Origin of the sequence: Saccharopolyspora gloriosae (genome assembly GCF_014203325.1) — a bacterium.
In the GTDB taxonomy this organism is placed as follows: domain Bacteria; phylum Actinomycetota; class Actinomycetes; order Mycobacteriales; family Pseudonocardiaceae; genus Saccharopolyspora_C; species Saccharopolyspora_C gloriosae.
Genome location: NZ_JACHIV010000001.1, coordinates 2,689,830 through 2,714,267 on the forward strand (window position 1 = coordinate 2,689,830; position 24,438 = coordinate 2,714,267).

General features: G+C 71.8%; 23 protein-coding genes. 16 read left to right on the plus strand and 7 right to left on the minus strand.

Going from position 1 to position 24,438, the window contains the following annotated elements:
• Positions 1 to 12 precede the first annotated feature (12 nt).
• Positions 13 to 1,830 carry an AMP-dependent synthetase/ligase gene (locus BJ969_RS11880; RefSeq protein ID WP_343071353.1) on the plus strand — a complete coding sequence of 606 codons (1,818 nt, stop codon included), beginning with the start codon at positions 13 to 15 and terminating at the stop codon, positions 1,828 to 1,830.
• A gap of 209 nt (positions 1,831 to 2,039) precedes the next feature.
• Here BJ969_RS11880 and BJ969_RS11885 read toward each other — a convergent pair whose 3' ends face one another.
• On the minus strand, positions 2,040 to 2,924 hold the full coding sequence (locus BJ969_RS11885; protein WP_184478993.1) for an oxygenase MpaB family protein: 885 nt from the start codon (positions 2,922 to 2,924) through the stop codon (positions 2,040 to 2,042).
• A 247-nt stretch (positions 2,925 to 3,171) separates the two neighbouring features.
• Between BJ969_RS11885 and BJ969_RS11890 the strand changes: the two genes are divergently transcribed.
• Entirely contained in the window at positions 3,172 to 4,551 is a 1,380-nt protein-coding gene (locus tag BJ969_RS11890) for a hypothetical protein (RefSeq protein WP_184478994.1), read from the plus strand.
• 36 nt (positions 4,552 to 4,587) lie between these two features.
• Here the strand turns inward: BJ969_RS11890 and BJ969_RS11895 are convergent, their stop codons facing one another.
• A complete protein-coding gene (locus BJ969_RS11895) occupies positions 4,588 to 5,382 on the minus strand; it encodes an enoyl-CoA hydratase-related protein (protein WP_184478995.1) in 795 nt (264 codons plus the stop codon).
• A gap of 273 nt (positions 5,383 to 5,655) precedes the next feature.
• Between BJ969_RS11895 and BJ969_RS11900 the strand changes: the two genes are divergently transcribed.
• From BJ969_RS11900 to BJ969_RS11930, 7 genes are all read left to right on the plus strand, one after another.
• A complete protein-coding gene (locus BJ969_RS11900) occupies positions 5,656 to 6,828 on the plus strand; it encodes a TetR/AcrR family transcriptional regulator (protein ID WP_343071354.1) in 1,173 nt (390 codons plus the stop codon).
• Between the two features lie 313 nt (positions 6,829 to 7,141).
• Positions 7,142 to 8,779: an acyl-CoA carboxylase subunit beta gene (locus BJ969_RS11905; RefSeq protein WP_184478997.1), complete on the plus strand. Its 1,638-nt coding sequence runs from the start codon at positions 7,142 to 7,144 to the stop codon at positions 8,777 to 8,779.
• An 81-nt stretch (positions 8,780 to 8,860) separates the two neighbouring features.
• Positions 8,861 to 9,157, plus strand: coding sequence for an acyl-CoA carboxylase subunit epsilon (locus tag BJ969_RS11910; RefSeq protein ID WP_184478998.1), 297 nt, complete (start codon positions 8,861 to 8,863; stop codon positions 9,155 to 9,157).
• 112 nt (positions 9,158 to 9,269) lie between these two features.
• Positions 9,270 to 11,042 (plus strand): acetyl/propionyl/methylcrotonyl-CoA carboxylase subunit alpha, encoded by a 1,773-nt coding sequence (locus tag BJ969_RS11915; protein ID WP_184478999.1) that lies wholly within the window; start codon positions 9,270 to 9,272, stop codon positions 11,040 to 11,042.
• Between the two features lie 201 nt (positions 11,043 to 11,243).
• A complete protein-coding gene (locus BJ969_RS11920) occupies positions 11,244 to 11,438 on the plus strand; it encodes a hypothetical protein (protein ID WP_221315789.1) in 195 nt (64 codons plus the stop codon).
• A gap of 130 nt (positions 11,439 to 11,568) precedes the next feature.
• Positions 11,569 to 12,612, plus strand: coding sequence for an Acg family FMN-binding oxidoreductase (locus BJ969_RS11925; protein ID WP_221315790.1), 1,044 nt, complete (start codon positions 11,569 to 11,571; stop codon positions 12,610 to 12,612).
• Between the two features lie 122 nt (positions 12,613 to 12,734).
• Entirely contained in the window at positions 12,735 to 13,457 is a 723-nt protein-coding gene (locus BJ969_RS11930; protein WP_184479001.1) for a VIT1/CCC1 transporter family protein, read from the plus strand.
• A 130-nt stretch (positions 13,458 to 13,587) separates the two neighbouring features.
• Here the strand turns inward: BJ969_RS11930 and BJ969_RS11935 are convergent, their stop codons facing one another.
• Positions 13,588 to 14,340, minus strand: a complete 753-nt coding sequence (locus BJ969_RS11935; protein ID WP_184479002.1) for a TetR/AcrR family transcriptional regulator — start codon at positions 14,338 to 14,340, stop codon at positions 13,588 to 13,590.
• Between the two features lie 449 nt (positions 14,341 to 14,789).
• Between BJ969_RS11935 and BJ969_RS11940 the strand changes: the two genes are divergently transcribed.
• The gene (locus tag BJ969_RS11940) at positions 14,790 to 15,293 is read left to right on the plus strand and encodes a 2'-5' RNA ligase family protein (RefSeq protein WP_184479003.1); all 504 of its coding nucleotides are present in this window, start codon (positions 14,790 to 14,792) and stop codon (positions 15,291 to 15,293) included.
• On the opposite strand, the gene BJ969_RS11945 is transcribed toward BJ969_RS11940, so the two are convergent.
• Positions 15,287 to 15,766, minus strand: a complete 480-nt coding sequence (locus BJ969_RS11945; RefSeq protein ID WP_343071706.1) for a MarR family winged helix-turn-helix transcriptional regulator — start codon at positions 15,764 to 15,766, stop codon at positions 15,287 to 15,289. The two genes, BJ969_RS11940 and BJ969_RS11945, sit on opposite strands and share 7 nt — an antisense overlap.
• Positions 15,767 to 16,017: 251 nt before the next feature.
• Here BJ969_RS11945 and wrbA point away from each other — a divergent pair, with 251 nt between their 5' ends.
• From wrbA to BJ969_RS11960, 3 genes are all read left to right on the plus strand, one after another.
• Positions 16,018 to 16,629, plus strand: a complete 612-nt coding sequence (gene wrbA, locus BJ969_RS11950; protein ID WP_184479005.1) for an NAD(P)H:quinone oxidoreductase — start codon at positions 16,018 to 16,020, stop codon at positions 16,627 to 16,629.
• A 258-nt stretch (positions 16,630 to 16,887) separates the two neighbouring features.
• Positions 16,888 to 17,853: a ring-cleaving dioxygenase gene (locus tag BJ969_RS11955; protein ID WP_184479006.1), complete on the plus strand. Its 966-nt coding sequence runs from the start codon at positions 16,888 to 16,890 to the stop codon at positions 17,851 to 17,853.
• A complete protein-coding gene (locus BJ969_RS11960; RefSeq protein ID WP_184479007.1) occupies positions 17,850 to 18,464 on the plus strand; it encodes an alpha/beta hydrolase in 615 nt (204 codons plus the stop codon). Before BJ969_RS11955 ends, BJ969_RS11960 begins: the two co-directional genes overlap by 4 nt.
• Before the next feature lie 102 nt (positions 18,465 to 18,566).
• Here the strand turns inward: BJ969_RS11960 and BJ969_RS11965 are convergent, their stop codons facing one another.
• Together BJ969_RS11965 and BJ969_RS11970 are read right to left on the minus strand one after the other, a co-directional pair.
• Entirely contained in the window at positions 18,567 to 19,394 is an 828-nt protein-coding gene (locus BJ969_RS11965) for a hypothetical protein (RefSeq protein ID WP_184479008.1), read from the minus strand.
• A 97-nt stretch (positions 19,395 to 19,491) separates the two neighbouring features.
• Positions 19,492 to 19,923: a hypothetical protein gene (locus tag BJ969_RS11970; protein WP_184479009.1), complete on the minus strand. Its 432-nt coding sequence runs from the start codon at positions 19,921 to 19,923 to the stop codon at positions 19,492 to 19,494.
• A 585-nt stretch (positions 19,924 to 20,508) separates the two neighbouring features.
• On the opposite strand from BJ969_RS11970, the gene BJ969_RS11975 reads away from it, so the two are divergent.
• A complete protein-coding gene (locus BJ969_RS11975) occupies positions 20,509 to 20,700 on the plus strand; it encodes a DUF397 domain-containing protein (protein ID WP_184479010.1) in 192 nt (63 codons plus the stop codon).
• Positions 20,701 to 20,791: 91 nt separating this feature from the next.
• Positions 20,792 to 20,977 (plus strand): hypothetical protein, encoded by a 186-nt coding sequence (locus BJ969_RS11980; protein ID WP_184479011.1) that lies wholly within the window; start codon positions 20,792 to 20,794, stop codon positions 20,975 to 20,977.
• Between the two features lies 1 nt (position 20,978).
• Here BJ969_RS11980 and BJ969_RS11985 read toward each other — a convergent pair whose 3' ends face one another.
• Complete coding sequence (locus BJ969_RS11985; RefSeq protein ID WP_343071355.1) at positions 20,979 to 22,802, minus strand: Hsp70 family protein; 1,824 nt, start codon at positions 22,800 to 22,802, stop codon at positions 20,979 to 20,981.
• A gap of 277 nt (positions 22,803 to 23,079) precedes the next feature.
• Here BJ969_RS11985 and BJ969_RS11990 point away from each other — a divergent pair, with 277 nt between their 5' ends.
• Positions 23,080 to 24,321: a hypothetical protein gene (locus BJ969_RS11990; RefSeq protein ID WP_184479012.1), complete on the plus strand. Its 1,242-nt coding sequence runs from the start codon at positions 23,080 to 23,082 to the stop codon at positions 24,319 to 24,321.
• Positions 24,322 to 24,438 lie beyond the last annotated feature (117 nt).

Genomic DNA, 24,438 nt, shown 5'->3' on the forward strand with positions numbered 1-24,438 from the left:
GGAGCGAGTGACGTGACCATCGCAGCAGAGTGCGCCGCGGCCGCCGACGGACTGACCATCCCCGGCCTGCTCGCCCGCAACGCGCGCGAGCAGCCGCAGCGCCCGGCGCTGAGCGGCAACGACACCACGTTGACCTGGTCGCGGCTGCGCGACGAGGTGGCGGCCGTGGCGCGCGGCCTGGCCGGGCGCGGGCTCGGCGCCGGAGACCGCATGATGATCATGATGTCCAGTCGCCCGGAGCACTGGATCGTCGACCTCGCCGCCACCCACCTGGCGGCGCTGCCCTGCACCGCTTACGCGACGCTGAGCACCGAGCAGATCGGGTTCGTCGCCGCGCACAGCAAGGCCGCCGTGGTCGTCCTGGAAGGCGCCGCCGAACTGGACCGGTGGACTCCCGTGCTGGCCGGGAACACCGAGGTCCGCGCCGTGGTGGTCCTCGACCCGGAGGTCGCCACCCCGCCGGGCGACGACCGGTTCGTGCGCTGGCACGAACTGCACGCCGAAGGCACCGCGCTGCACCGGGCCGATCCGGCGGTGTTCGAGCGGTGCTGGGCGCACATCACCTCCGACGACCCGCTGGCGATGATGTACACCTCCGGCACCACCGGCGACCCCAAGGGCGTCGTGCTCAGCCACCGCAACGCCGTCTACGAAGCCGTTGCCGTGGACCGCATCGCGCCCACCCCGGACGGTGCGCCCTCGGTGTCGTACCTGCCGCTGGCGCACGTCGCCGAACGGGAGCTGGGCATCTACCGCGCGCTCTACAAGGCGCTGCACGTCTCGGTGTGCCCCGACGCGGCGCAGGTGGTGCAGACGCTGGCGTTCGTCCGCCCGCCCGCGTTCTTCGGCGTCCCCCGGGTGTGGGAGAAGATCACCACAGGATTGCAGGCCGTTCTCGCCCGCCAGGCCGAGCCGCAGCGCGAACTGCTCGCCCGCGCCCAAGAACTCGCCCTGCACGCGTTCCGGCTGCGCGGCCGGGGCGAGCCCGTGCCCGCCGAGCACGCGGACCGGCTCGCCGAAGCCGATGCCCAGGTGCTGCGCCCCGTGCGGGCGATGCTCGGCCTCGACGAACTGCGCTGGGCCAGCAGCGGCGCCGCCCCGCTGCCGCCGCACGTGCTCGAATTCCTCGCGAGCCTCGGCATCGAGGTGCTGGAGGTGTGGGGGATGACCGAGACCACCGGCTGCGCCACCGCCAACACCGCCGACGCCTACCGGCCCGGTTCGGTCGGCAGACCGGTGCCGGGCGTGGAGCTGCGCCTCGGCGAGGACGGCGAGGTCTTCGTGCGCGGGCCGGTCGTCTTCCTCGGTTACCTCGACGAGTCCGGCGAGATCGCCCGCGCCACCGATGACGAGGGCTGGCTGGCCACCGGCGACATCGGGTGGATCGACGACGACGGCTACCTGACCATCACCGACCGCAAGAAGGAACTCATCATCACCGCCAGCGGCAAGAACATCGCCCCGGCGAAGGTGGAGGGCCTGCTGCGGGCGCACCAGCTGGTCGGGCACGCGGTGGTGATCGGGGACCGCAAGCCCTACCTGACGGCGCTGATCGTGCTCGACGAGGAGACCGCGCCCGGCTGGGCGGCGGCGCACGGCATCACCGGCGATCTCGGGGAGCTGGCGGCGCATCCGAAGGTGCGCGCGGAGCTCGACGTGCTGCTGACCGAGGTGAACGGCCGGCTCGCCCGCGCCGAGCAGATCAAGCGCTACGAAGTGCTGGCGCAGCCATGGAGCGCGGAGAGCGGCGAGCTCACCCCGACCCTGAAGCTCAAGCGCAAGGCCGTCCAGGAGCGCTACGCCACCGACATCGACTCCCTCTACACCTGACGCCGCCGCACTGGCGAAGCGAGTGAACGGACCGTTCGTCCAAGGGGATTGGGCGAACGGTCCGTTCACTCCGAAAGTCGTGCGAGCCATGCCGACGGTTGCTGCGCGGTGCGCTTCGCGCTGCATCGTTGCGGCATGTGGAGCGGGTGAACGGACCGTCTGCCCAAGGGGATTGGGCGAACGGTCCGTTCACCGCGAAAAGCTCCGGGTCAGCTGGAGCGGCGGAGCCACTTGGGGTCGATGTCGGCGGGGGCCGGGGCGCCCAGGTCCTCGGGGGTGTAGCCGCGCGGGTAGTTCGGGTAGGTGCGGTTGCCCGGGTCCTGCGCCAGCTTCGATTCGGTGCGCTCCGGCATCCAGCGCACCACGGCCGCCCGCAGCTTCAGCGCGCCGCGCGCGCCCTTGCCCACCCACGCCGGCGCCGCGCGGAAGCCGAAGGCGGTGAGCATCGGCTCGTCCAGTAGTCCGCGCACGGCCAGCGATACCGGCGGGTGCAGCGGCTTGGGGAACCAGGAGCAGAACAGGTCCAGCGTGTAGCGGCCGATCAGGTGGTTGGTCTCGCTGTACTGGAAGTGCTCGCGCTCGTAGTCCGCCTTGAACCGGCGGAAGTCCGCGAACGTCGGCGGGATGTCCTTGATGCCCATCCGCTTGCCGACGGCCTGGAAGTAGTAGAACGCCGCATCGCGTTCGTGGGAGTGCAGGGGCCGCCAGCCGAACTCGTCGATCCAGTCGATCGGGTCGTAGACGAAGGTCGACAGCACGTACAGCATGTCGTCGTTGGAGATGGTGTAGCGGCCGTGCGCCCGGTTGACCACGCGCAGCGCCTGCTTGCCGCGTTCGGAGTCGTAGCCGTGCTCGGCGATCTCGGCCATCAGCAGCGCGGTGTCGTCGTAGCGCTGCTGCGGACGTTTCTCGAACTCGCCGGTCGCGGCCAGCAGCGCCGAGATGCTCGGCACGCAGTAGGTCCGGAACAGGGCGAATTCCAGCGCGCGCTGGTAGTCGAACGGGAACTCGTACCCGATGGAGATCTTGTAGATCTCGTGGTGATCGGTGACCGGGTCCAGTTCCGCGATGCGCCGCAACCAGGTGCGTGCCATGTCCAACCTCCCTTGCGGCCCGGTGGGTCGAGCCCTCGAAGTGCAACGAAACACGAACGCCGAGCGTGACGCGAGCGGCTCGCGCGGGACGGCGGGGCGCGGGGTGCGTCGAACCTCCTGCGATGAGCACGGCAGGGCAGGTCCCCTTGCGCTTCCGGGCAGCGGAGTGGGGCCGGGGCGACCTTGTGGCGGTATGCGCGGGCTGCCGAGACTGGGCAGAGAGGTCCGGGCGGTGGGGAGAGGTGCTGTGCGACACCACGAATCCGGGCGATCGCCGGAGCGCGAACGAGGTTCGATCTCCCGCAGGCCGGTCGCTCCGGCGCCGGGCGACCGTCCGGCGCCGGACGGCCTGATCGCGCTCCAACGCACGCTCGGCAACGCCGCGACGGCCGAGTGGGTGCGACGTTCCCGCGAGCGCAGACGGGTCGAGGGGGAGAGCGGCGGCGGGTCGTGGGCACCGGGCGGGCACGAGCGGGCGGCCGTGCAGCGAGTCGAAACCGGCGCCGAACCGGGAGCGGACGGGAAGCCGGTCAGGCGGGGCGACGTCCACGAGCGGGAACGGGCGCTGAGCGAGAAGTACGGCATCAGGATCGGGCCGCCGGAGGGCGCCGACGGGCACTTCGGCCCCGCGGTGCTGGACAGGATCGACGCGGCGCTGGCAAGCCTGCCGCAGGGGGACCTGGGGCCGAACGAGCAGCTGATCGCCATCGAACCGGACCCGAGCGGCAACTACACCAGCTCCTACGACACCGAAGATCAGACGATCAGCATCGTGCACCCGATCATCGCCGGTGGCGTCCGGGCACCGGACTGGCTGTACGCGAGGCTCAACCGAGGCTCCAGGTGGCAGCGCAAGCTGATGGACCGCGCGGCGATGAGCGGCATGGAGGGCATCGGTTCGAAGAGCGACCGCGCACTCGGCATCGGCAGGGGCGAGCGGCACGTCATGGCGGGCGTCTCGGACGAACTGGCCCACGGGAACCTGGTGGAGTGGACCGTCCGCCACGAGGTCGGCCACGCGGTCGACGAGATGGTCGAGTGGAACCTGGGCTTGGCCGAACAGGAGCGCTTCGGGGGATGGCGGGTCCACCTCGATGCGGACATGGAGGACGTGGCGAGGGCGGTCTTCCGGCAGGCGGGGCTTCTCGCGGTGCTCCCCGCGACGAACGAGAGGATCGCCATCGGCACCCTCGCCCTGCGACTGGGTGCGGAGAGCGTGCGCGAGGACGCGGTAGGGAAGGCGGGGTGGTTGCACAAGTACTTCGACCGCTTCGCGCGCTACCTGGAGCCACCGGAGCTCGACAGGCGCCGTGACCTGGCGCTGCGGTTCATCCGGTTCGCCCTCGCACAACCCTGGTCCCTCGACGACGGTGGCGCGTCCGTCCTGGACGTGGGCGGGCGCACCTACCACGTGGACCAGCACGGGAAGTGGGTCAGCTACTCGACGGAGCAACGCAGCAGCCACGCGCTGTCCAACTACCAGTTCTCGAACCCCCAGGAATGGTTCGCGGAGGCCTATGCGGCCTACTACGACCCGAAATCCGGGGTCGGCGATCGGCTCTCGCCCGAGGTGCGCGCCTGGTTCGCGGCTCGCGGCGCAGCCGCCGGAGGGGCGCGATCCGGGTGATCCGCGGTGGCCGCCTGCAGCCACCGCTCACGCCGATCAGTTCGGGGGCAGCGGGGGGAACTCCACCGGGCCGCGCTGCCCGAGCGCGCGCACGGCTGCTCGGAAGTCCGGCGCTGCGAGGGATTCGCCCATCAGCCGCACCGATTCGGCGACGGCCTGCGGACCGTCGAGGTCCATGCCGCGCCACACCTGCTGCTTGATCACGGCCATCGAGCGCGGGGAGCAGTTCTGCGCCAGCAGCCGGGCGTACTCCTGGGCCGCGGGCAGCACTTCGCGCCGGGGCAGCACGTGCTGGACGAGGCCGAGTTCCTTCGCTTCGGCCGCCTCCACCTTGCGGGCGGACAGCAGCAGGTCCATCGCCGAGGCGACGCCGATGAGCCTGGGCAGCAGCCACGCGGTGCCGTACTCGCCGATGAGGCCGAGCTTGCTGAACGCGGTGGACAGCCGCGCTCCTTCGGCGAGGAACCGCACGTCGGCGAACAGCGCCTGCGCCAGCCCGAGCCCGGCGGCGCCGCCGTTGATCGCGGCGATCAGTGGTGTGCGCAGGGTCATCGGCAGGTGCGGCGGGTGGCCGAGCGAGTCCTCCAGGTCGGGGGCGTCGTCCCCGGCGAGCTGGTGCAGCGCGTCGGGGGACGCTCCGCTGCAGAACCAGTCGCCGTCGCCGGTGACGACGACGGCCCGGACCTCCGGGTCGGCGTCGGCTTCGGCGAGCGCGTCGTAGTAGGCGGCGAACATCGCGCCGTCCATGGCGTTGCGCTGTTCGGGCCGGGCGAGGTGGACGGTGCGCACGCCCCGGGCGGTGGTGCTGCGGATCCCGGTGGAGGTCGTCATGACCGGTTCTCCTTGCGGTTCGGGCGGGGCTGTCCGTGGGGCGCGCACGCCTCGGTTCGCGGTCAGGGCTGACTGTAACCGACCGGGCGGCGCGTGCGGGAGAAGTCGATCGAGGGCGCATCCCGGCTCGCGCACCCGGTTCGGCTCCGCGCTATGACGTGTGACCGGGGTTGCACCGCGCGTGACCTGTTCGTCCCGTACCGCGGCCTATCCTGTGCCCGAACCGCCGGGGCGAGCGCCGCGGTGGCCGGGACGTGCCGGGAGGTCGTGGCAGTGGCGGAGACGAGGCCGGGCGGAATCCGCCCGCGCAACCGGCGGGAACTCATCCTCGAGGCCGCCTCGCGCCTGTTCTACGAGCGGGGCTACGCGCGGGTCGGCGTCAGCGACATCGCCGAGGCCGTCGGCGTCGGCCCCTCGGCGCTGTACCGCCACTTCAAGGGCAAGCAGCTGCTGCTGCGGCGGGTCGTGCTCACCCACCTGCAACCCTTCGAGCGGGTGCTCGACGACCGGTCCGACGACCTCGACGCCGTGGTGCGCGAACTCGCGGCGGCGGCGCTCGACCACCGGGAGCTCGGCGTGCTCTGGCAGCGGGAGGCCCGGCACCTGCCCGACGAGGACCGCGACGAGCTCAAGGACCAGCTGCGGGTGGTCGCGGGCGGCCTCGCCGACCTCGCGCGGGCCTGGCGCCCTGAGCTGACCGAGGACGACGCCCGGTTCCGCGGCTGGTGCCTGTTCAGCGCGCTGACCAGCCCGTCGTACCACCGCGTCGAGCTGCCGCGCGCCCAGTTCGAGGCGCTGCTGCGGGACGTGATCGTCACGATCACCGCGCTGCCGCCGCTGGTCTCCGGTCGCGGGACGGCGAACTCCGACGCCGACGCGCTGCTGCTGCAACGCGGCGGCGCGTCCCGGCGGCGGCAGCTGCTGTCGGCGGCGACCCGGCTGTTCGCCGAACGCGGCTACGCGGCCGTGACCACCGAGGAGATCGGGGCCGAGGTCGGCATCGCCGGCCCCAGCGTCTACAACCACTTCGCCAGCAAGCAGGAACTGCTCGACGCCGTGATCACCCGCGGTTCGGCGTGGCTGGAGATCGACCTCGGCCGCACGCTGGTCCGCTCCTCGGACGCGGCGGAGACGTTGCGGGCGCTGCTGTGGTCCTACATCACCTTCGCGCTCGACCACGGCGGGTTCATCGACATCCTCGTCGGCGAGGTGGGGCACCTGCCCGACCACGAGCGGCACCGGGCGCGCCAGACCCAGCACGAGTACGTCACCGAGTGGGTCTCGCTGCTGCGGGAGGTCCGGCCCGAGCTCGACGCGGCGACCGCGCGGGTGCTGGTGCAGGCGACGTTGACGTTGGCCAACGACATGGCCCGGACCGGCACGGTGCGCGCTCCCGAGGCGGTGCGGCGGGTCGGCGCGGCACTCATGTTCACCAGCGGTCCATGACTTCTTCTTGTGAGGTGCGTGCTAGCCGCTGTTCACTTCTCGCGACCCGCAGGGTGGTTTTCTAGGTATTTCGACGTTCATCGCAGGGTAGGGCGTGCTCACTTCTCGGTTGACTGACCGGGTGGGCTCGAACTAGCCTCCGAACGGGGGACCCGAGCGTCGAGGACGTGCGGGTTCCGGTCGTGCGGACGTGCGCAGGACGCGGTCCGCGGTGGTGCGGCCCGATCGCGGGCTCGCCGCCGAAGGGGCGCGACGGGCGCGTCCACGACCACGGAAGTCGTCCACGAGCGAGGAATGGCGGGTCGCAGGAGCGATGAGCAGCGCGACGGAACCGGTGGGCGTGCCGCCGGCGGAGGAGCCGGACATCCACACGACGGCCGGTCGGCTGGCGGATCTGTACCGGCGCAACCACGAGGCGGTGCACGCGGGTTCCGACCGCGCGATCGAGCGCCAGCACGCCAAGGGCAAGCTGACCGCCCGCGAGCGCATCGACCTGCTGCTCGACGAGGGCTCGTTCGTGGAGCTCGACGAGCACGCCCGGCACCGCTCGACGAACTTCGGCCTCGACGCCGACCGCCCCTACGGCGACGGCGTGGTGACCGGGTACGGCACGGTCGACGGCCGCAAGATCTGCGTGTTCTCGCAGGACTTCACCGTGTTCGGCGGCTCGCTGGGCGAGGTCTTCGGCGAGAAGATCGTCAAGGTCATGGACCTGGCGCTCAAGATCGGCTGCCCGCTGGTCGGCATCAACGACTCCGGCGGCGCCCGCATCCAGGAGGGCGTGGCCGCGCTCGGCCTGTACGCGGAGATCTTCAAGCGCAACACCCACGCCTCCGGCGTGATCCCGCAGATCTCGCTGGTCGTCGGACCGTGCGCGGGCGGCGCGGTGTACTCGCCCGCGATCACCGACTTCACGGTGATGGTCGACCAGACCTCGCACATGTTCATCACCGGCCCGGACGTGATCAAGACGGTGACCGGCGAGGAGGTGACGTTCGAGGACCTCGGCGGTGCCCGCACGCACAACTCCCGCTCCGGCAACGCGCACTACCTGGCCTCCGACGAGCAGGACGCGGTCGACTACGTCAAGGAACTGCTCTCGTTCCTGCCGTCGAACAACCTCTCCGAGCCGCCCGCGTTCGACGCGGAGGCCGAGGCCGGTTCCATCGCCGACAACGTCGGGGAGTCCGACCTCGAACTCGACACCCTGGTGCCGGACTCGCCGAACCAGCCCTACGACGTGAAGGAAGTCCTCGCCAAGGTCCTCGACGAAGGCGAGTTCCTGGAGGTCTCCGCGCTGTTCGCGCCGAACATCGTCGTCGGCTACGGCCGGGTCGAGGGCCGCAGCGTCGGCGTGGTCGCCAACCAGCCGACCCAGATGGCGGGCACCCTCGACATCGACGCCAGCGAGAAGGCCGCGCGGTTCGTGCGCACCTGCGACGCGTTCAACATCCCGGTGCTGACCTTCGTGGACGTCCCCGGCTTCCTGCCCGGCACCGACCAGGAGTGGAACGGCATCATCCGGCGCGGCGCGAAGCTGCTCTACGCCTACGCGGAGGCGACCGTCCCGCTGGTGACGGTGATCATCCGGAAGGCCTACGGCGGCGCCTACGACGTGATGGGCTCCAAGCACCTGGGTGCCGACATCAACCTGGCGTGGCCGACCGCGCAGATCGCGGTGATGGGCGCGCAGGGCGCCGCGAACATCCTCTACCGGCGCAGGCTCGCCGAAGCCGCCGAGAACGGCGAGGACGTCGAGGCGCTGCGCGCGCAGCTGCAGCAGGAGTACGAGGACACCCTCTGCAACCCCTACGTCGCCGCCGAGCGCGGTTACGTCGACTCGGTCATCCCGCCGTCGCACACGCGCGGCTACCTGGCCCGTTCGCTGCGGATGCTGGCGGACAAGCGCGAGTCCCTGCCCGCCAAGAAGCACGGCAACATCCCGCTGTGAGGAGCTCTTCCAGTTCAGCGGCTCCGCCGCTGGCAGGACGAGGATCGAGGGTCGTTCTTCGAGGACTTTTGAGGAGCCGCAATGAGCAGTTCGGACGAGGACGCGGCACCGGAGCTCAGCGTGGTGCCCGGCGAGGACGACGGCACCGGCTCGGACCGGCGCCCCGTGCTGCGCGTCGTGCACGGCAAGCCCACCGACACCGAGATCGCCGCGCTGACCGCGACGCTCACCGCGCTCAGCGGGAGCGGCGGGGCGGCCGAACCGGAGGCCCCGGTGTCGTACTGGGCCTCCCGCGGGGACCGGCTGCGGCACGGCCCGGCGCACGCGTCGCCGCGTCCCGGCAGGGGCGCGTGGCGCTACTCCACCCGGCCGCGCTGATGCGGGCCGACCAGGACGCCGCCGGGCGCGGCGTCCGCCTACCGACCCGGCGATCCCCCGCAGCGGGATCCGCCGAGACAAGACCACTGCGGACAGGGATGGTGTGAACACCATGGGGTTGAAGAAGGTTCTGGTGGCCAACCGCGGCGAGATCGCGGTCCGAGTGGTGCGGGCGTGCCGTGACGCCGGCATCGCCTCGGTGGCCGTCTACGCGGAACCGGACGCGGACGCGGTGTTCGTGCGGCTCGCGGACGAGGCGTTCGCGCTGGGCGGCGCCACCGCGGGCGAGTCCTACCTGGACTTCGAGAAGGTGATCTCGGCCGCGAAGCGGGCCGGGGCCGACGCGGTGCACCCGGGGTACGGGTTCCTGTCCGAGAACGCCGACTTCGCGCAGGCCGTGCTGGACGCCGGCCTGGTGTGGATCGGCCCGACGCCGCAGGCGATCCGCGACCTCGGCGACAAGGTCACCGCCCGGCGCATCGCGCTGGCGGCGGGTGCCCCGCTGGTGCCCGGCACCAAGGACCCGGTCGCCGACGCCGACGAGATCGTCGCGTTCGCGCAGGAGCACGGGCTGCCGGTGGCCATCAAGGCCGCGTTCGGCGGCGGTGGCCGCGGCCTCAAGGTCGCCCGCACGATCGAGGAGATCCCGGAGCTGTTCGACTCCGCGGTGCGCGAGGCCGTGTCGGCCTTCGGCCGCGGCGAGTGCTTCGTGGAGCGCTACCTGGACCGGCCCCGCCACGTCGAGGCCCAGGTGCTGGCCGACCAGCACGGCAAGGTGATCGTGGTCGGCACCCGCGACTGCTCCTTGCAGCGCAGGCACCAGAAGCTGGTGGAGGAGGCGCCCGCGCCGTTCCTCAGCGAGGCGCAGCGCGCGCAGATCCACTCGGCCGCCCGCGACATCTGCTCGCAGGCCGGCTACCACGGCGCGGGGACGGTGGAGTTCCTCGTCGGAGTCGACGGCACGATCTCGTTCCTGGAGGTCAACACCCGGCTGCAGGTCGAGCACCCCGTTTCCGAGGAGACCACCGGCCTGGACCTGGTCGCCGAGCAGTTCCGCATCGCCGCCGGTGAGCACCTGCGCCTCGACGAGGACCCGACCCCGGTCGGGCACTCCATCGAGTTCCGCATCAACGGCGAGGACCCGGGCCGCAACTTCCTGCCCGCGCCGGGCACGGTGACGAAGTTCGTCGCCCCGGCCGGCCCCGGCGTGCGCGTCGATGCCGGCGTGGAGTCGGGCAGCGTCATCGGCGGGCAGTTCGACTCGCTGCTGGCGAAGGTCGTCGTGACCGGCGCCGACCGCGCTCAGGCCATCGCCCGGTCCCGCCGGGTGCTGGAGGAGATGCAGGTCGAGGGCATCGCCACCGTGCTGCCGTTCCACCGCGCCGTGCTGCGGGACCCGGCCTACGTCGCCGACTCCGGCGCGGAGTCGTTCACCGTGCACACGCGGTGGATCGAGACCGAGTTCGACAACCAGCTGACCCCGTTCACCGACTCCGTCCCGCCGGAGGAGGAGGTCGCTCAGCGGCGGACGGTCGTCGTGGAGGTCGACGGCCGCCGAGTGGAGGTCTCGCTGCCCGCGGAGCTGGGAGCGGGCGCCGCCCCGGCCGCCGGCGCGGGGAAGAAGAAGCCGCGCAAGCGCGCGTCCGGCGGCGCGGGCGCGACCGTCTCCGGTGACGCCGTGACGGCGCCGATGCAGGGCATCCTGATCAAGCTCGCCGTGGAGGAGGGCCAGCAGGTCGCCAGCGGCGACCTCATCGGGGTGCTGGAGGCGATGAAGATGGAGAACCCCGTGACCGCGCACAAGGCGGGCACGGTCACCGGTCTCACCGCGGCACCGGGCGACTCCGTGTCGCAGGGCGCCGCGCTGTGCACGATCAAGGATTGAGGCGCCGTTCCCGGACCCGGTGAGCGACCGGGCGGGAGCGCGGGCGGGCGCGGCGGAATCCGCGCTCGCCCGCGGCGCTCGCTCTCGTCGGCGGGACGGCGCGCGGCGCTCCTCCCGCGGCGCGGGTGGATGTCCACTGTGGACCATCGTGTGGACGTCGCGGCGCGGGATCAGGGAACCGAACTCCCCGTTGGAGGAATGATGGACGCGTTGTGCACCTGCCTGTGCCGCCAAGCCGGGCACCACGGGATCTGCCAGGAGTCGCCGGAGCACGGCCTGCGGCTGCTGAGCCCGCAGCTCACGATGACCTCGACCGGCGAAGTCTGCCGGGCCTGCTACCAGGCCACCTCGGCCAGGTTCGCCGCCACCGGAAGGCGGCTGCCGCAACCCGCCTGACCCCCGCGTCCCTTCCCCGGCGACACGCCCGATGCGGGACTTTGGCCCATGTCAGCCGCCCCGCCCCGCCCTGCATCGTGGATCGACGGGGCTGGTCGGCAGCTGCGCCAGGCCACGAAGGGACGAGATCATGGAGGGCGTGTCGGGTTTCCCGGCGGCGCTGGGGCTGGCGCCGGAGCAGGTCGAGCAGGTGGTGCGGCTGGCGGGGCGCGCGCCGTCGTTGCACAACCGGCAACCCTGGCGGTTCCGGTTGACCCCCGACGTGATCGAACTGCACGCCGACCCGCTGCGGCGGATGCCCGGCACCGACCCGCAGGACCGGGAGCTGCGCATCGGCTGCGGAGCGGCGCTGTTCAACCTGCGGCTGGCGCTGGAGCACGTCGGGCTGCGACCGCTGGTGACCTTGCTGCCGCGCGGGCACGAGCCGACGCTGCTGGCCGAGGTGCGCCGCGGCGGATCGCTGCGGGTGGGCACCGAGCAGTCCGAGCTGCTGCGCGCCATCACCACCCGCCGCACCAACCGGCGGCCCTTCCTGCCCACCCCGGTCCCGAAGGTGCACCGCAACGCGCTGTGCGGCTCGGTGTCCGTGGAGCACGCCTGGCTGCACGTCATCGAACGCGCGCAACGCGCGGAGCTGCTCGGCATGGTCCGCAGGGCGCACGACGAGCAGCTGCGCAGCGAGGCGTTCCGCGCGGAGATGGCGGCCTGGACCGGGCTGCGCGAAGGCGCCCCGGAAGGCGTGCAGGCCTCCTCGGCGGGACCGACGCGCGAAGCGCAGGACGAATGGGTGCTGCGGGACTTCTCCGGTGGCCGGGAACGTCCGCGGGTGCCGGGCAAGGACTTCGAGGACGACCCGCTGACCTTCGTGCTCTGCACCTACAGCCAGGGCAAGCAGGCCGACCTGGAGGCGGGGGAGGCGTTGCAGCGGCTGCTGCTCACCGCGACCTCGCTCGGGCTGTCCACCTCGATGCTCTCGCAGGTGATCGAGGTGCGGGAGACGCGCGCGGAACTCCGCGCGATGCTCGGCGGCACGCTTGAACCGCAGGCGGTGCTGCGCATCGGCTACGGCACGCCGGTGCCTGCGACGCCGCGGCGCGCGCCGGAGGAACTGCTCATCACCGGGGCCGAGCGGGAGCGTGCGCCGTCCACTGCGGTGGCGCCGGGCTCCCGGTGAGCTCCTGAGCCGGCGGTGCGCCGGTCCCGCGCCGGGAAAAAGCGCGCCGGAATCGAATTCCGCGCATTGTGCGCAGCCTAACCTTCTTTGCGGGTCCACTGCGCGCGAACTATTTTGTCCGCATGGTCGCCACGAATGAACACGACGGAACCGATGAAATCGGGCACACCCACGCGGATGTGTCCGGCGGCTGGTTGCGACCCGCGGTTTTCGGCGCGATGGACGGGCTCGTGACGAACATCGCTCTGGTCGCGGGCGTGGGCGGTGCCGGGGCGAACGGCCACTTCATGGTGCTCTCCGGCACGGCCGGACTGGTGGCCGGGGCGTTCTCAATGGCGCTGGGCGAGTACAGCTCGGTGGAGACGCAGAACAATTCCGTGCGATCCGAGTCGGTGAAGGAACGCGCGGAATTGGTGCGCGACCCGGTCGGGGAAAGAGCGGAACTCGCCGACATGTTCGTCGAGGACGGGATGAGCCGGGAGACCGCCGAGCGCGCCGCCGCGGAAATCCACGAGAACACCGACCAGGCGGTGCGCACGCACCTGGTGCACGAACTCGGCGTGGACCCGCAGGAACAGCCGTCGCCGCTGGTCGCGGCAGGCTCGTCGTTCCTGTGCTTCGCGATGGGAGCGTTGATCCCGCTGCTGCCGTTCCTGGCGGGCGCGGACTCGCTGCCGCTGGGCTTGCTGGCCGGGGCGATCGGCCTGTTCATCTCCGGTGCGCTGGTCGCGCGCTTCACCACCCGGCCTTGGTGGTGGAACGGCACCCGCCAGCTGCTGTTCGGTGCGCTCGCGGCGGGCGCGACCTTCCTGGTGGGGCAGCTCATCGGGGTCTCGGCGGCCTGATCGCGATTGGCGGAGGGAACCCCTGGGGTGTCGGCCGGTCGTGGATCTGGGCGCGCCGATGTGGTTCCCTCCTGGTGGGACGTCCCGTCTCACAACGGCGTGGACGGGCGTCTCTTCACCGCACCGCCGTTCAGCGCGCGTCGCGGGAGCGGATGAGGACGTCGATCCCGTCGAGTACCCGCGCCAGCCCGAACTCGAAGTGGTGCTCCGCACTGCTGGCGGCGCCGTGCGCCGAGCCCGCGGCGCTGCCGACCTTCGCCGCGGTGGGGAAGTGCTCCGGATCGAGCAGCCGGTCCAGCAGCGGGGCGTGCGCCTGCCACCACTGCTCATCGGTGAGCCCGGTGCGGCGTTCCGCGTCGGCCGCCTCCAGCGCGCCGCGCGCGGCCGTGCGGGCGTGGCCGAGGACGAGGCTCAGCACCGAATCCATTTCGACCTCGCTGAGGCCGATGCCGTCGACGGTCCGCAGCTCGCGTTCGTACTTGGCGGTCTCCTGCGGTCCGAGCACCGGCCGGGCGGTCGCGATCTCCAGCGTCCACGGGTGCCTGCGGTGCAGGTCCCAGTTCTGCCGCGCCACGTGTTCGAGCCGGGCCCGCCAGCCGGTGACCTCGGGGCCGGGCGCCTCGGTCTCGCCGTAGACGGTGTCGAGCATGACGTCGATCAGGTCGTCCTTGCCGGGCACGTAGGTGTAGAGCGACATCGTCCCGGCGCCGAGGCGTTCGGCGACGCCGCGCATGGACAGCGCGGCGAGCCCTTCCGCGTCGGCGAGCGCGATGCCGGCCCGCACGATCTCGTCCGCGCCGAGGCCCGGTTTGCGGGAACGGTGCTCCGGGGCCCGCCACAGCAGTGCCAGCGTCCGCGCCGGGTCCCGTTTCCTGATCACCATGCACGCTCCTGTTCGCCGTCCGATGTTCCGGACGCCGCGTGCCGGGGCCGGATTCGGCCACCTAGCCTAGCCAACCCGCCGCGCCGCTTCACCGATCCCGATCATCAAACCCCGCCACCCCGACCACTCGGCACCCAGCGACCCGGATGAACGGCCCGTTCGCCCAATCCTGTTCGACGAACGGTCCGTTGACTCCGAAGCACCACGCGCAGGTCGCCGAGGTGGCGGGAGTGGGTGAGCGGCCCGTTCGCCCAATTCCGTTGGACGAACGGTCCGTTGACTCGAAACCACATGTCCGCGTCGGCGGGGCCGGAGTGGGTGAGCGGCCCGTTCGTCCAATGTCGTTGGTCGAACGGGCCGTTCACTTCGTTCGGTGGGGGCGCGGCGGGGTGGTGCGGCGGTATAAGGGGCGTATGCCTGCTGCTGGTACCACCGCTGTGGTGTTTCCCGTGCCCGGAGCCGATGCGTTGCTGCGCGCCGTCGGCGAGCGGTTCCCCGGTGCGGTGCGCGCCGGGTTCCCCGCGCACATCACGGTCCTCCACCCGTTCCTGCCGCTGTCCGATGTGGACGATGAGGTGGTGGCGGAGCTGGCCGCGATGTTCGCCCGCCGCGGCCCGCTGCGGGTGGAGTTCGCCGTGTCCGAGCAGCGGCGCCACTTCGACGAGGGCTTCGTGGCGCTGCTCCTCGAACCGGACGGCCCGCTGCGCGAGCTCACCGCCGAGCTCGGCGCTCGGTGGGACCTGCGCCCGTACGGCGGCGCCTACGGCGAGCCGGATCCGCACGTGACGGTCGCGCTCGACGTGGCGCCGGAGCAGGCCGGGCTCATCGCCGAGCAGGCGGCGGGCGCGCTCCCGCCGCCCGCCGACCTCGACGAGGCGTGGCTGGTGGCCTTCGACGGAACCTGGTCGCTGCGAGCGCGCCTACCGCTGGCTCCCGGAGGGGGCGGTCAGTAGACGCCGTCTTCGCCGTTGGCGGCGCGCAAGGTGCGCATGGCCTCGGCGAGCGCCTCCGAACGGTCCAGCCCCAGTGGTGCGAGCACGCGGCGGCGCAGGATCTCCGCGCAGGCTTCGCGCGCCCGCTCGGCGACGTCGCGGCCGTGGTCGGTGAGCACCGCGTAGGTGACCCGCCGGTCGGTGTCGCAGGGTTCGCGCACGATGAGGTCCGCCGCGGCGAGCCGGTCGGCGACCTTGGTGAAGCCGCCGCTGCTGAGCGCTGCTTCGCGGGCGAGCCGGGTCATCGGCATCTTGTGCTCGGGGGAGCGCACCAGCCGCAGCAGGATGTCGAAGGAGCCCGGGGCGAGGCCGAAGCGTTCGGCGATCTCGCTCATCAGGCGGTCCTGGGTGAGGTGGTAGCCCTCGATGACCAGTCCCCACCAGGTGACGATCTCGTCGTCGTCGGTGTTGGGGTCGGGGCGGGTGCCGGGTATCGCCGCGCCGTTGCCGCCCGCTCCGTTGTCTGCGGTTCCGGTCGCCCGGACCGCGTTCGTGGCGCTGCCGCCGCTCACCTGGTCTCCCCTCGCCTCGTCCGTTCGCGGTAGCCAGTCTACCTCTCTCATGTCTCGTGCAGAAATATCTTGCGTGGAAGACAAAACTCTCCTAAGCTTCGTGTCGCGGAGCCGCGAGGCTCCGAAGGTGGAAATCGGCCGGGCCAGTGTCCGGCATCAAGAAGGAGTTGATCATGGCCGACCCAGTCAAGCTCAGCGTCATCTACTACTCGTCGACGGGAACGATCAGCGAGATCGCGAACGCCCTGGTCGCCGAGGCGGAGAAGGCCGGTGCCGAGGTGCGCCTGCGCAAGGCGCCCGAGCTTGCTCCCGACGCGGCGATCGACTCGAACCCGGCGTGGCGCGCGAACATCGACGCCACGGCCTCGGTGCAGGAGGTCGCCGCCGACGACGTCGTCTGGGCCGACGCGGTGATCTTCGGTTCGCCGACGCGCTACGGCAACATCGCCGCGCAGCTCAAGCAGTTCATCGACACCCTCGGCGGGGAGTGGCAGCAGGGCCTGCTGGCCGACAAGGTCTACAGCGGCTTCACCTCCAGCGCCACCAAGCACGGCGGCCAGGAGTCCACGCTGCTGGCGCTGTACAACACGTTCCACCACTTCGGCGGGATCATCGTGAGTCCCGGGTACACCGACGGTTCCAAGTTCGTCGACGGCAACCCGTACGGCACCAGCCACGTCGACGCCCAGGGTCAGCTCAAGGTGGACGACGAGACCCGCACCGCCGCCTCCGTGCAGGCGCGCCGCGTGGTCGCGATCGCCCAGCGGTTGAAGAACGGCGCGTGAGCGTCCGCTGATCGCCGGTGCGGCGCGGGCCGCATCCCGCGCCGCACCGGTTCTTTCCGCCTGCCCGCTTCGGTGGCCGTGCGGGCGGCGGAAACGTCAACGGCCCTCCCGCCGGGAGGTCGCCTTCGGGGGGTCGGCGGTGGAGCCTCCCGGCGGGAGGGCCGCGGCGAGCCCGTGATATCGCTCCCATGTCCGAGCCGTCGCGCCCGGTCCAGGTCCCTCCGTGGACGAATTCCCTTCCAGGCATGGAGTTTTTCGATGAGCATCGCTACGAGCGGGCTGCACCACGTCACTGCGATCGCGGGCGACCCGCAGCGCAACGCGGACTTCTACCTGCGGACGCTCGGCCTACGCCTGGTCAAGACGACGGTGAACTTCGACGACCCGGGCACCTACCACCTCTACTACGGCGACGAGGCCGGACGGCCGGGATCGCTGATGACGTTCTTCCCCTGGAAGGGCGCCCCGAGCGGGCGGCACGGCACCGGCCAGGCGACCACCACGGCGCTGTCGGTGCCGGAGGCGTCGATCGGCTGGTGGAAGCAGCACCTCGCCGCGCAAGGCGTCGAAGTCGGCCAGGTGCACAACCGCGACGGCGAGGACGCGCTGACCTTCCAGGACCCGGACGGCCTGGGGCTCGCGCTGGTCGCGCACCCGCAGGGCGATCCGCGCGCGCCGTGGGACGACGGCATCGTGCCCGCCGAGCACGGGATTCGCGGGCTGCACTCGGTCACGCTGTCGGTCACCGACGAGACGGCGACGGCCGCCATGTTCGACGGCCTCGGCTTGTCCTTCGCCGCCCAGGACGGCAACCGGTTCCGGTTCACCGCGGGCGAGGGCGGCCCCGGCGCGTTCGTCGACGTGCTGGTCACCCCGGACGTTCCGCAAGGGCTGGTGGCCGCGGGCGCGGTGCACCACGTGGCGTGGCGCGCCCCGGACGAGGCGACGCAGGCGACGTGGCGGGAGGAGCTGCTCGGCTCCGGAGTCGACGTGACGTCCATCTTGGACCGCCAGTACTTCCGGTCGATCTACTTCCGGGAGCCGGGCGGTACGCTGTTGGAGATCGCCACCGACGAGCCCGGTTTCACCGCGGACGAGCCGCTGCTGGAACTCGGCCGCGCGCTGAAGCTGCCGCCGTGGCTGGAACCGAAACGCGACGAGATCGACCGGATGCTGCCGAAGCTGAACCTGCCCGCGGAGAACAACCCGGGGGCCACCGCATGAGCGAGCTGTCGCTGACCCACGACCACGTCGACGGCGACGCGGACGCGCCGGTGCTGGTGCTGCTGCACGGAACCGGTGGCTCGCCGGCGGATCTGCGTGGGGTCGCCGACGAGCTCAGCCCGCGATCCCCGGTGCTGGCACCGGCGGGCCCGGTCTCGGAGGGCGGCGCGGCGCGCTGGTTCCGCCGGTTGGCGGAGGGCGTGTTCGACACCGAGGACGTGGTGGCCCGCACGCACCAGCTCGCGGACTTCCTCGCCGAGGCCACCGACGCCTACGGCTGGCACGGCAGACGGCTCGTCGCGGTCGGTTTCTCCAACGGTGCCAACATCGCCGCGGCGTTGACGCTGCTGCGCCCGGACGCGTTGCGGGAGGCGGTGCTGTTCGCCTCGATGCTGCCCGTGCCGGAGCCGCCGGAGCTGGACCTGTCCGGTTCGCGGGTGTTCCTCGGCAACGGCGAGGCCGATCCGATGGCTCCGACGGCCGCGGCGAACGCCTTGGTCTCGGCACTGCGCGCCCGCGGAGCGGACGTCACCGAGCAGTGGCATCCCGGCGGGCACCAGATCACCTCGCCCGGCGTGCGCGCAGCCGCCGAGTGGATCTCCCGACGCTGACACGGGTCGGGGAGGGAGGAGCGGGCCGTTCGCCGGGTGGGGTGAACGGCCCGTTCCGCATCGCGGGTCGCCGGCGCGTCCGCGACGGTTCCCGGGCGCGGATCACTGCGGGCCGCACACCGATGCGGCCTTCCGCGCCGCGTCGGTGATCCACGGTTCAGCGGAGTTCAGGCTCGTGTACACCGCGGTCGCAGCGATCAGGTACCGCTCGTCGACCCGGATGCGCTGGGCGTTGCGCGCCGACTCGTAGCCGTCGGAGCACGCGTTCTGCCCGAGCCCGGACCGCGGGCACCAGATCCCGAACTCCCACGGGCCGCCGTCGCGGAAGGCGTCGTAGGCGCCGCGCGCCTGTGCCGCGCTGCCGAACGAGATGACCTGCACCGAGGCGAGCACCTGGTTGTCGGCCGTGATGGTGTCGCTGTCCACGAGATACGTCCCGACCATGGTCCCCGTGCACCCGTATCCGGTGAGCACGTCGGTGACGCCGTCGTCCATCCCGTAGGCCTGGCCGCAGGGTTTGCTGCCCGCGGATTCCAGCGCGTAGTAGGTGTTCCCGGCGGTGGTGAAGCCCGCCGGGAGCAACGCGTCCCGGGTGAACGGAGTTTCGGCGTCCCCGGTGTCCAGGTCGGCTTCGCCGGCCGACGGCTCGGCTTCCTCCGAGGTCGGTTCCGCACTGGTCGAGGGTTCCTCGGACTCCTCGGGTTCCTCGGTGGTCGACGGGTATTCCGAAGGCGCGTCCTGGTCGTGGATCCGAGAGGGGGACGGCGGCTGATCGGCGGCGACGAAGCGCCACAGCTGTTCGGCGTTGGAGATGCCGAGGAAACCGAACACGGCGATCACACCGGCCACCACCGTGGCGATCGCCGTCCAGGACGGCCCGGAGGAGTTCTCCGGCTGCTTCCCGGCTCGTTCTGCCTCGTCCTCGGTCAAGCGCGCCCCCCGGTTCAGCGGCCGTCCTTCGCGATCACGGCCGTGAACCAGGCAGCGTAGCGAATGCGCCGAGCCGGAAAGGCGCGTTCCGGTGCGCTCACGGTTTCGGGTCGGTGGGCGTGAAGGTCAGCGAGGAGGAGACCTCGCAGTGCGTGTTCTCCCCGGTTCCCTCGCACTGCGCCCCGCTCGACGGCCCTTCGGGCGCGTCGGAGCGTGCGGAGATCTTCGTGTCCCCGTGGCCGGTTCCGGAGGAGCCGACCTCCTTCTTCTCCGGCGGTGGCGGCGCCGGAGCCTGCGGGGCGGTAGCGGGTGCGACGTGCGGGCGCTGATCCGGCGCTGGCGCATCGAACAGGCACAGCGCGAGCACCGCGGCGACGATCGGTGCGCCGAGCACGGCCGCGCGACGAGCGGGGGAGGGTTTCCCGGCCCGCCCGATCGTCACGTCCCCGTGCACCGAGCCGACCTGCACGGTGTGCTCGCTGGTTCCCGAGACGACGTTGCGCGCGCCGCCCGGCTTTCCTTCGTTCACGATCCCTCCTATCGGAATCACCTGAGCGCAAGATTAGCCCTCCTATCGGTGAAGCGGGGCGGATCGGATCGGATCGGCGGATCACGCGAATTCGCGAACGGGTTCCCGTGAGCGCGGAGAATTGTGCCGAGGTGAACACCGGTTACCTCCCGTACGCCGTTCGGCGCATGATTCCGCGCGCTGAGCGATGCGCAGTCCGAAATCGGGATCCGCAATTCGCGCCGGGCGGCTGCGGGAAAATCCCGCACCTTAGCGGGCAGGTGCGGGATTCCCGTTCCTCCCTCGCGCGACCAGGGAATGCCGCAGCGTTCAGGAGGTGGGCAGCTCGATCGACTTCAGGAGTCGGCCAGGCTCACGCCGGTATCCAAGGCCGATCTTGCTGCTGAGGTTCGCGGCCGGAGCACGGTGATGTGGTGTGCGGCGATACTCCGCTCGGCGGCCACGTCATCGAAGACGGTCGGGATGTGACGGAACCGGCGAGGATGTTCGCGTCGTTGCAGGTTGCTGCACTCGGCGAGGCCGAATCCCTCGACTTGCCGCGGATCATCTCCGAGGAACCCGCCGCACGCATCGAGGAGTGGGAACGTGCTTGCTGAGCCCGACCGGACGAAATCAGATCGATCGGGGCGGGCCAACGCTTGCGTCGAAGTCGCGGTGAACCTCCCCGGGCGGGCGCTCTGGCTGGACACCGAGCTCGGGGTGGTTTCGCCCGTGTCGATTTCGGATGCTTTCGCGTCGTTCCTCGGTGCGGTGAAAGCCGGGCGCTTCGACTGCTGACGGCGTCGGGGGCGGGCAGCGCCGAGGAGGCCGTGTGTAGGGTTCCCGCAGGACGGTGCCGTGTTCGCCCCGGAAAGCGAGGAGTGTCCTGATGAGTACCCGGAGCATGACGTTGTTCCTGATCAGGACCCTCGTGTGCCTCGTCGTGGTGGTGGGCGCGGCCTTCTACCTCGGCTGGTCCTGGCCCGTCGGGATCGCGGTGGGTCTCATCGCCCTCGCCGCGGTCGCGCAGGGCGGCGTCATCCTGTGGCAACGCGGGAAGAACCGCGCCCAGTAGGTCAGCTCATCGCGTCGCAGCCGGTGGCCAACGGGTCGTTCGCTGCGGTGGGCTCCCACCGGATGTTCGAGAACGTGACGTCCATGCTCTTCTGGGAGAACACCACGAACGGGGTGTTGACCTTGCCGGGTTCCAGCGTCGACGTCAGTTCGTGGGACGGGACGCCGGTCGGGCGCTCCTTGCCTTCGGTGAAGCACTCCAGCGGGATCTCGACGGTGGTCCGCTTCCCCAGCGGCAGGTCGCGGAACAGCTCGGTGGCGGGGAGTTCGACTCCGCACGGGTAGTCGCAGTGGACGGCGATCCCGGCGTAGCCGGTCGGCGGCGCGTGCAGGACCGCGTCGAACACGAGCGCGCCCTCCGCCAGGTAGGGCGAGAGGTCGACCGGAGGCACGTCCCCCTTGGTCTGCACGTAGACCTGAGCGGGGAGCGCGTCGTCCCAGGTGGCGCGGAGACCGTCGGAGGTCGACCTGATCCGCGGCCCTTGGGCCAGTCCGTCCGTGAAGGACTCGCCGCGCCAGTCGTTGAGCTCGGAAGCGCCGAAACCGGAGAACTCAGCGGCGATCTGCCCGTCGTAGACGACGCGCGGCGCCGGTGGCGGTGCGGCCGTGGTGCCACCGGTGGTCGTGACGAACGAGGTGACCGCGATACCGACGAGCACGACGGCCGCCGCGGCGATTCCCGGCACCAGCCACTTCCGCCGCGGCCTCGACGGCCTGCCCGCCGGAGTTCCGGCGGACGCGCCTCCCGCTACCGAGGTCGACGCCGCCGAGCGAGGCGGCGCGGACACCTGGGCGGCGCCGAGCGCGACGGTGTGCTTCGGGTGCAGCGATCCGCGAACGGGCTTGTCGAATTCCTCGGCGATCAGCTGCCCCACCAGCGGGACGCGGGAGGAACCTCCGGCCAGCAGCACCGCGGAGAGGTCGTCGGCGGTGAGCCCGGCGGAGGCGGTGGTGCGGTGCAGCGCGTCGATGGTCTGCCGCACCGCGGGCGTGATCATCTCGTTGAACTCGAGGCGCGTGATGGTGACCTCGCGCGGTCCGCCCGGCAGCGGAACGGACAGCAGCACGTCCGGTTCGGACGACAGCTCTTCCTTGGCGCGCAAGCACATCGCCTGGATCGCCGCGCGCGCCTGCGCACCCTCCGGATCGGACTGGTCGAGCTCGCTGATGGCCCCGTCCAACCGCTCGTCGAGGTGAGCGCAGATCGCGTCGTCGAAGTCGGTGCCGCCGAGGTACTCGATGCCTTCGGGCGTGCCGAGGATCTCCATCCGGCCGTCGCGCATCCGCAGGATGGTGGTGTCAAAGGTGCCGCCGCCGAGGTCGTAGACGGCGATGACCTCGCCGTCGCCGAGGCGGCGTTCGGTGGAGTAGTGGGTGGCGGCGGCCTCGGGTTCGGTGAGCAACCGGAAATCGGGGACGTCGGCGAGCCGCGGCACCTCCGCGAAGTGCTCGCGCCGGTACGGCCCCCACATCGCCGGGTAGGTGAGCACCACGGAATCCGGCGGCCCGCCGACGAGGCGGGCGGTGGTGGCGAGCACGTCGCTCAGCTGCGCGGCCATCAGCTCGGCGGGGGAGTAGCCGGTGCCGCCGAGCAGCAGCGGGGTGGGATCGCCCAAGCGGCGCTTGAAGTGGCGGGCCACGTTCCTCGGATCGGCGTCCGGGTGCAGGGCGGCGTCCCCGGTCAGCAACGGGCCGTCCGGGGCGCGGTAGGCCACTGAGGGCACGATCACCGCAGGGGACATCGACACCATGCGAGTGCCGCCCGGCATGCTGAACGCAGCGGAGGTGAACGAGGTCCCGAGATCGATTCCGACGCCGTAACGCACTGCGCGTGCTCCCTTGAGGTCTCCGAAACCGCGGACATCGTGAGCGGTGTGATCAACAATAGCCCTCGGGGGATGCGCGCAAAATGCCTTTCTTCCGGAGTTTCGGCGCATCTCCGCCCGCTCGCGGTGACGCCGGAACGCGGTCGACGACCCCGGCTCGGAAGGTGGTGCGCGGTCCTCGGAGCTCGGCCTTCCACGCGGTCGAGCGGTGCACTACTGTCGCGTTCGCCCGATGCCGACCTGCTCGCGGGTCGGCTGGATCGAGGGTTAGGACGGCATGCCGAGACCTCGCCGCGCGCACGAGCTCATCGAGCCCGTCCCAGCCGAACGGTCCCTCGGACCTCGCGCGGCCCTGGAAGAGCTGGCGGCGACGTTGCCCCGCCCCGTCCGGTTCGGAGGCGACCTCGGTGCCCGCGCCGGGCAGGAAGTCGAATCCGCCTTCTGCGACGCGGTCGCCGCCGTGCTGAAACTGCTGGCGGCAGCGGGATCGGCCGCCGAACCCGCGATCGCGGTGGAGTTCGGGCGCGACGACGCGCTGCGCGCCCGCGTGACGTGCCCGGCCGGGACGCGATCGGCGAGCTACCTGCGCGTCGCGCTCGGCCGCGACGCCGAGCGGATCGCCGCGGCAGGCGGCGCGCTGGACTGCGCGGTGGCCGACGGCACCGCGATCATCACCGCGTCGCTCGTGGACGCGACGGCGTCCCCGGGCCGAGGACGGGACGGCGCGTTCGACCAGCGGGTGCTCGACCTCGTCCGAAGGGGACGGCTCGCGGTCGGCGACGGACCGGACCGGGACCGGTGGGACGCCGTCGAAGCGAGGGCGGGGACGCCGCCGCGCCTGGCGGTCGTGACCGACGATCCGGTGGACCCCGAGGTGCTGTCCGAGGCGACGGCGCTCGGGATCGACGTGGTCGTCGTGGACGGTCCCGCCGACGCGGCGCTGGCGGAGCGCTTCCTCGACGAGGACGGTCCGCACGGATCGATCGACGCGGTGTTCGCCTCCCCGGCGCCGACCCCCGCGTTCCTCGCCGCGCTGCGCCGGAGCAGGCAGCGGGTGGCGGTGAGCCGGCTCGACGGCCTCGGCGAGGCGGCGCGCGAACTGGCCGAGCGGGCACCGGTGATCGCCGCGCGCCGCGCGCTCGTGTCGGTGCGCGGCTTGATGTCCGGACTGCCGCAGGAACACCCGCTGCGGTGGGACGTGGACCAGCTGGCCGCCGAGGCGCACGAGATCACCGAGCTGGACCTGCTCGACGAACTCCTGGCCGGGGGCATCCGGTTGCCCCGCGGCGTCGGCGAGGACGCCGCGCGGCTGCTCGGCGCGCGCGGCACCGACCCGCGCACCCGGCTCGCGCTGGGCGCCGCCGCGGACGAGGAGCAGGTGTGCGCCGCCGCGCAGCGGGAGGTGCTGCGGTGGCGGGCGCAGGCCGGGGCGGTGGGCTTCGGCGGGCGCAACGCGGTGCTGTGCGAGGTGCTGGTGCGCACCGCGGAAGGACTGCTCAACTCCGCGCGCACTTCCTGACGGGTTCCGGGCTCCGCCCGGCGCCGCGATCCACGTCCGCTGCGGCCGAATCGGCCCGGCCCGATCGGTTCGAGTGAACGGACCGTTCGTCCGACGGGATTGGACGAACGGTCCGTT

Coding starts and splice junctions, on each gene's coding strand:
- BJ969_RS11910 (WP_184478998.1), top strand. CDS start 8,861: ATGAGCAGTTCGGACGAGGACGCGGCACCGGAGCTCAGCGTGGTGCCC.
- BJ969_RS11920 (WP_221315789.1), top strand. CDS start 11,244: ATGGACGCGTTGTGCACCTGCCTGTGCCGCCAAGCCGGGCACCACGGG.
- BJ969_RS11955 (WP_184479006.1), top strand. CDS start 16,888: ATGAGCATCGCTACGAGCGGGCTGCACCACGTCACTGCGATCGCGGGC.
- BJ969_RS11925 (WP_221315790.1), top strand. CDS start 11,569: ATGGAGGGCGTGTCGGGTTTCCCGGCGGCGCTGGGGCTGGCGCCGGAG.
- BJ969_RS11935 (WP_184479002.1), bottom strand. CDS start 14,340: ATGGTGATCAGGAAACGGGACCCGGCGCGGACGCTGGCACTGCTGTGG.
- BJ969_RS11930 (WP_184479001.1), top strand. CDS start 12,735: ATGGTCGCCACGAATGAACACGACGGAACCGATGAAATCGGGCACACC.
- BJ969_RS11905 (WP_184478997.1), top strand. CDS start 7,142: ATGAGCAGCGCGACGGAACCGGTGGGCGTGCCGCCGGCGGAGGAGCCG.
- BJ969_RS11885 (WP_184478993.1), bottom strand. CDS start 2,924: ATGGCACGCACCTGGTTGCGGCGCATCGCGGAACTGGACCCGGTCACC.
- wrbA (WP_184479005.1), top strand. CDS start 16,018: ATGGCCGACCCAGTCAAGCTCAGCGTCATCTACTACTCGTCGACGGGA.
- BJ969_RS11895 (WP_184478995.1), bottom strand. CDS start 5,382: ATGACGACCTCCACCGGGATCCGCAGCACCACCGCCCGGGGCGTGCGC.
- BJ969_RS11915 (WP_184478999.1), top strand. CDS start 9,270: ATGGGGTTGAAGAAGGTTCTGGTGGCCAACCGCGGCGAGATCGCGGTC.
- BJ969_RS11960 (WP_184479007.1), top strand. CDS start 17,850: ATGAGCGAGCTGTCGCTGACCCACGACCACGTCGACGGCGACGCGGAC.
- BJ969_RS11980 (WP_184479011.1), top strand. CDS start 20,792: ATGAGTACCCGGAGCATGACGTTGTTCCTGATCAGGACCCTCGTGTGC.
- BJ969_RS11990 (WP_184479012.1), top strand. CDS start 23,080: ATGCCGAGACCTCGCCGCGCGCACGAGCTCATCGAGCCCGTCCCAGCC.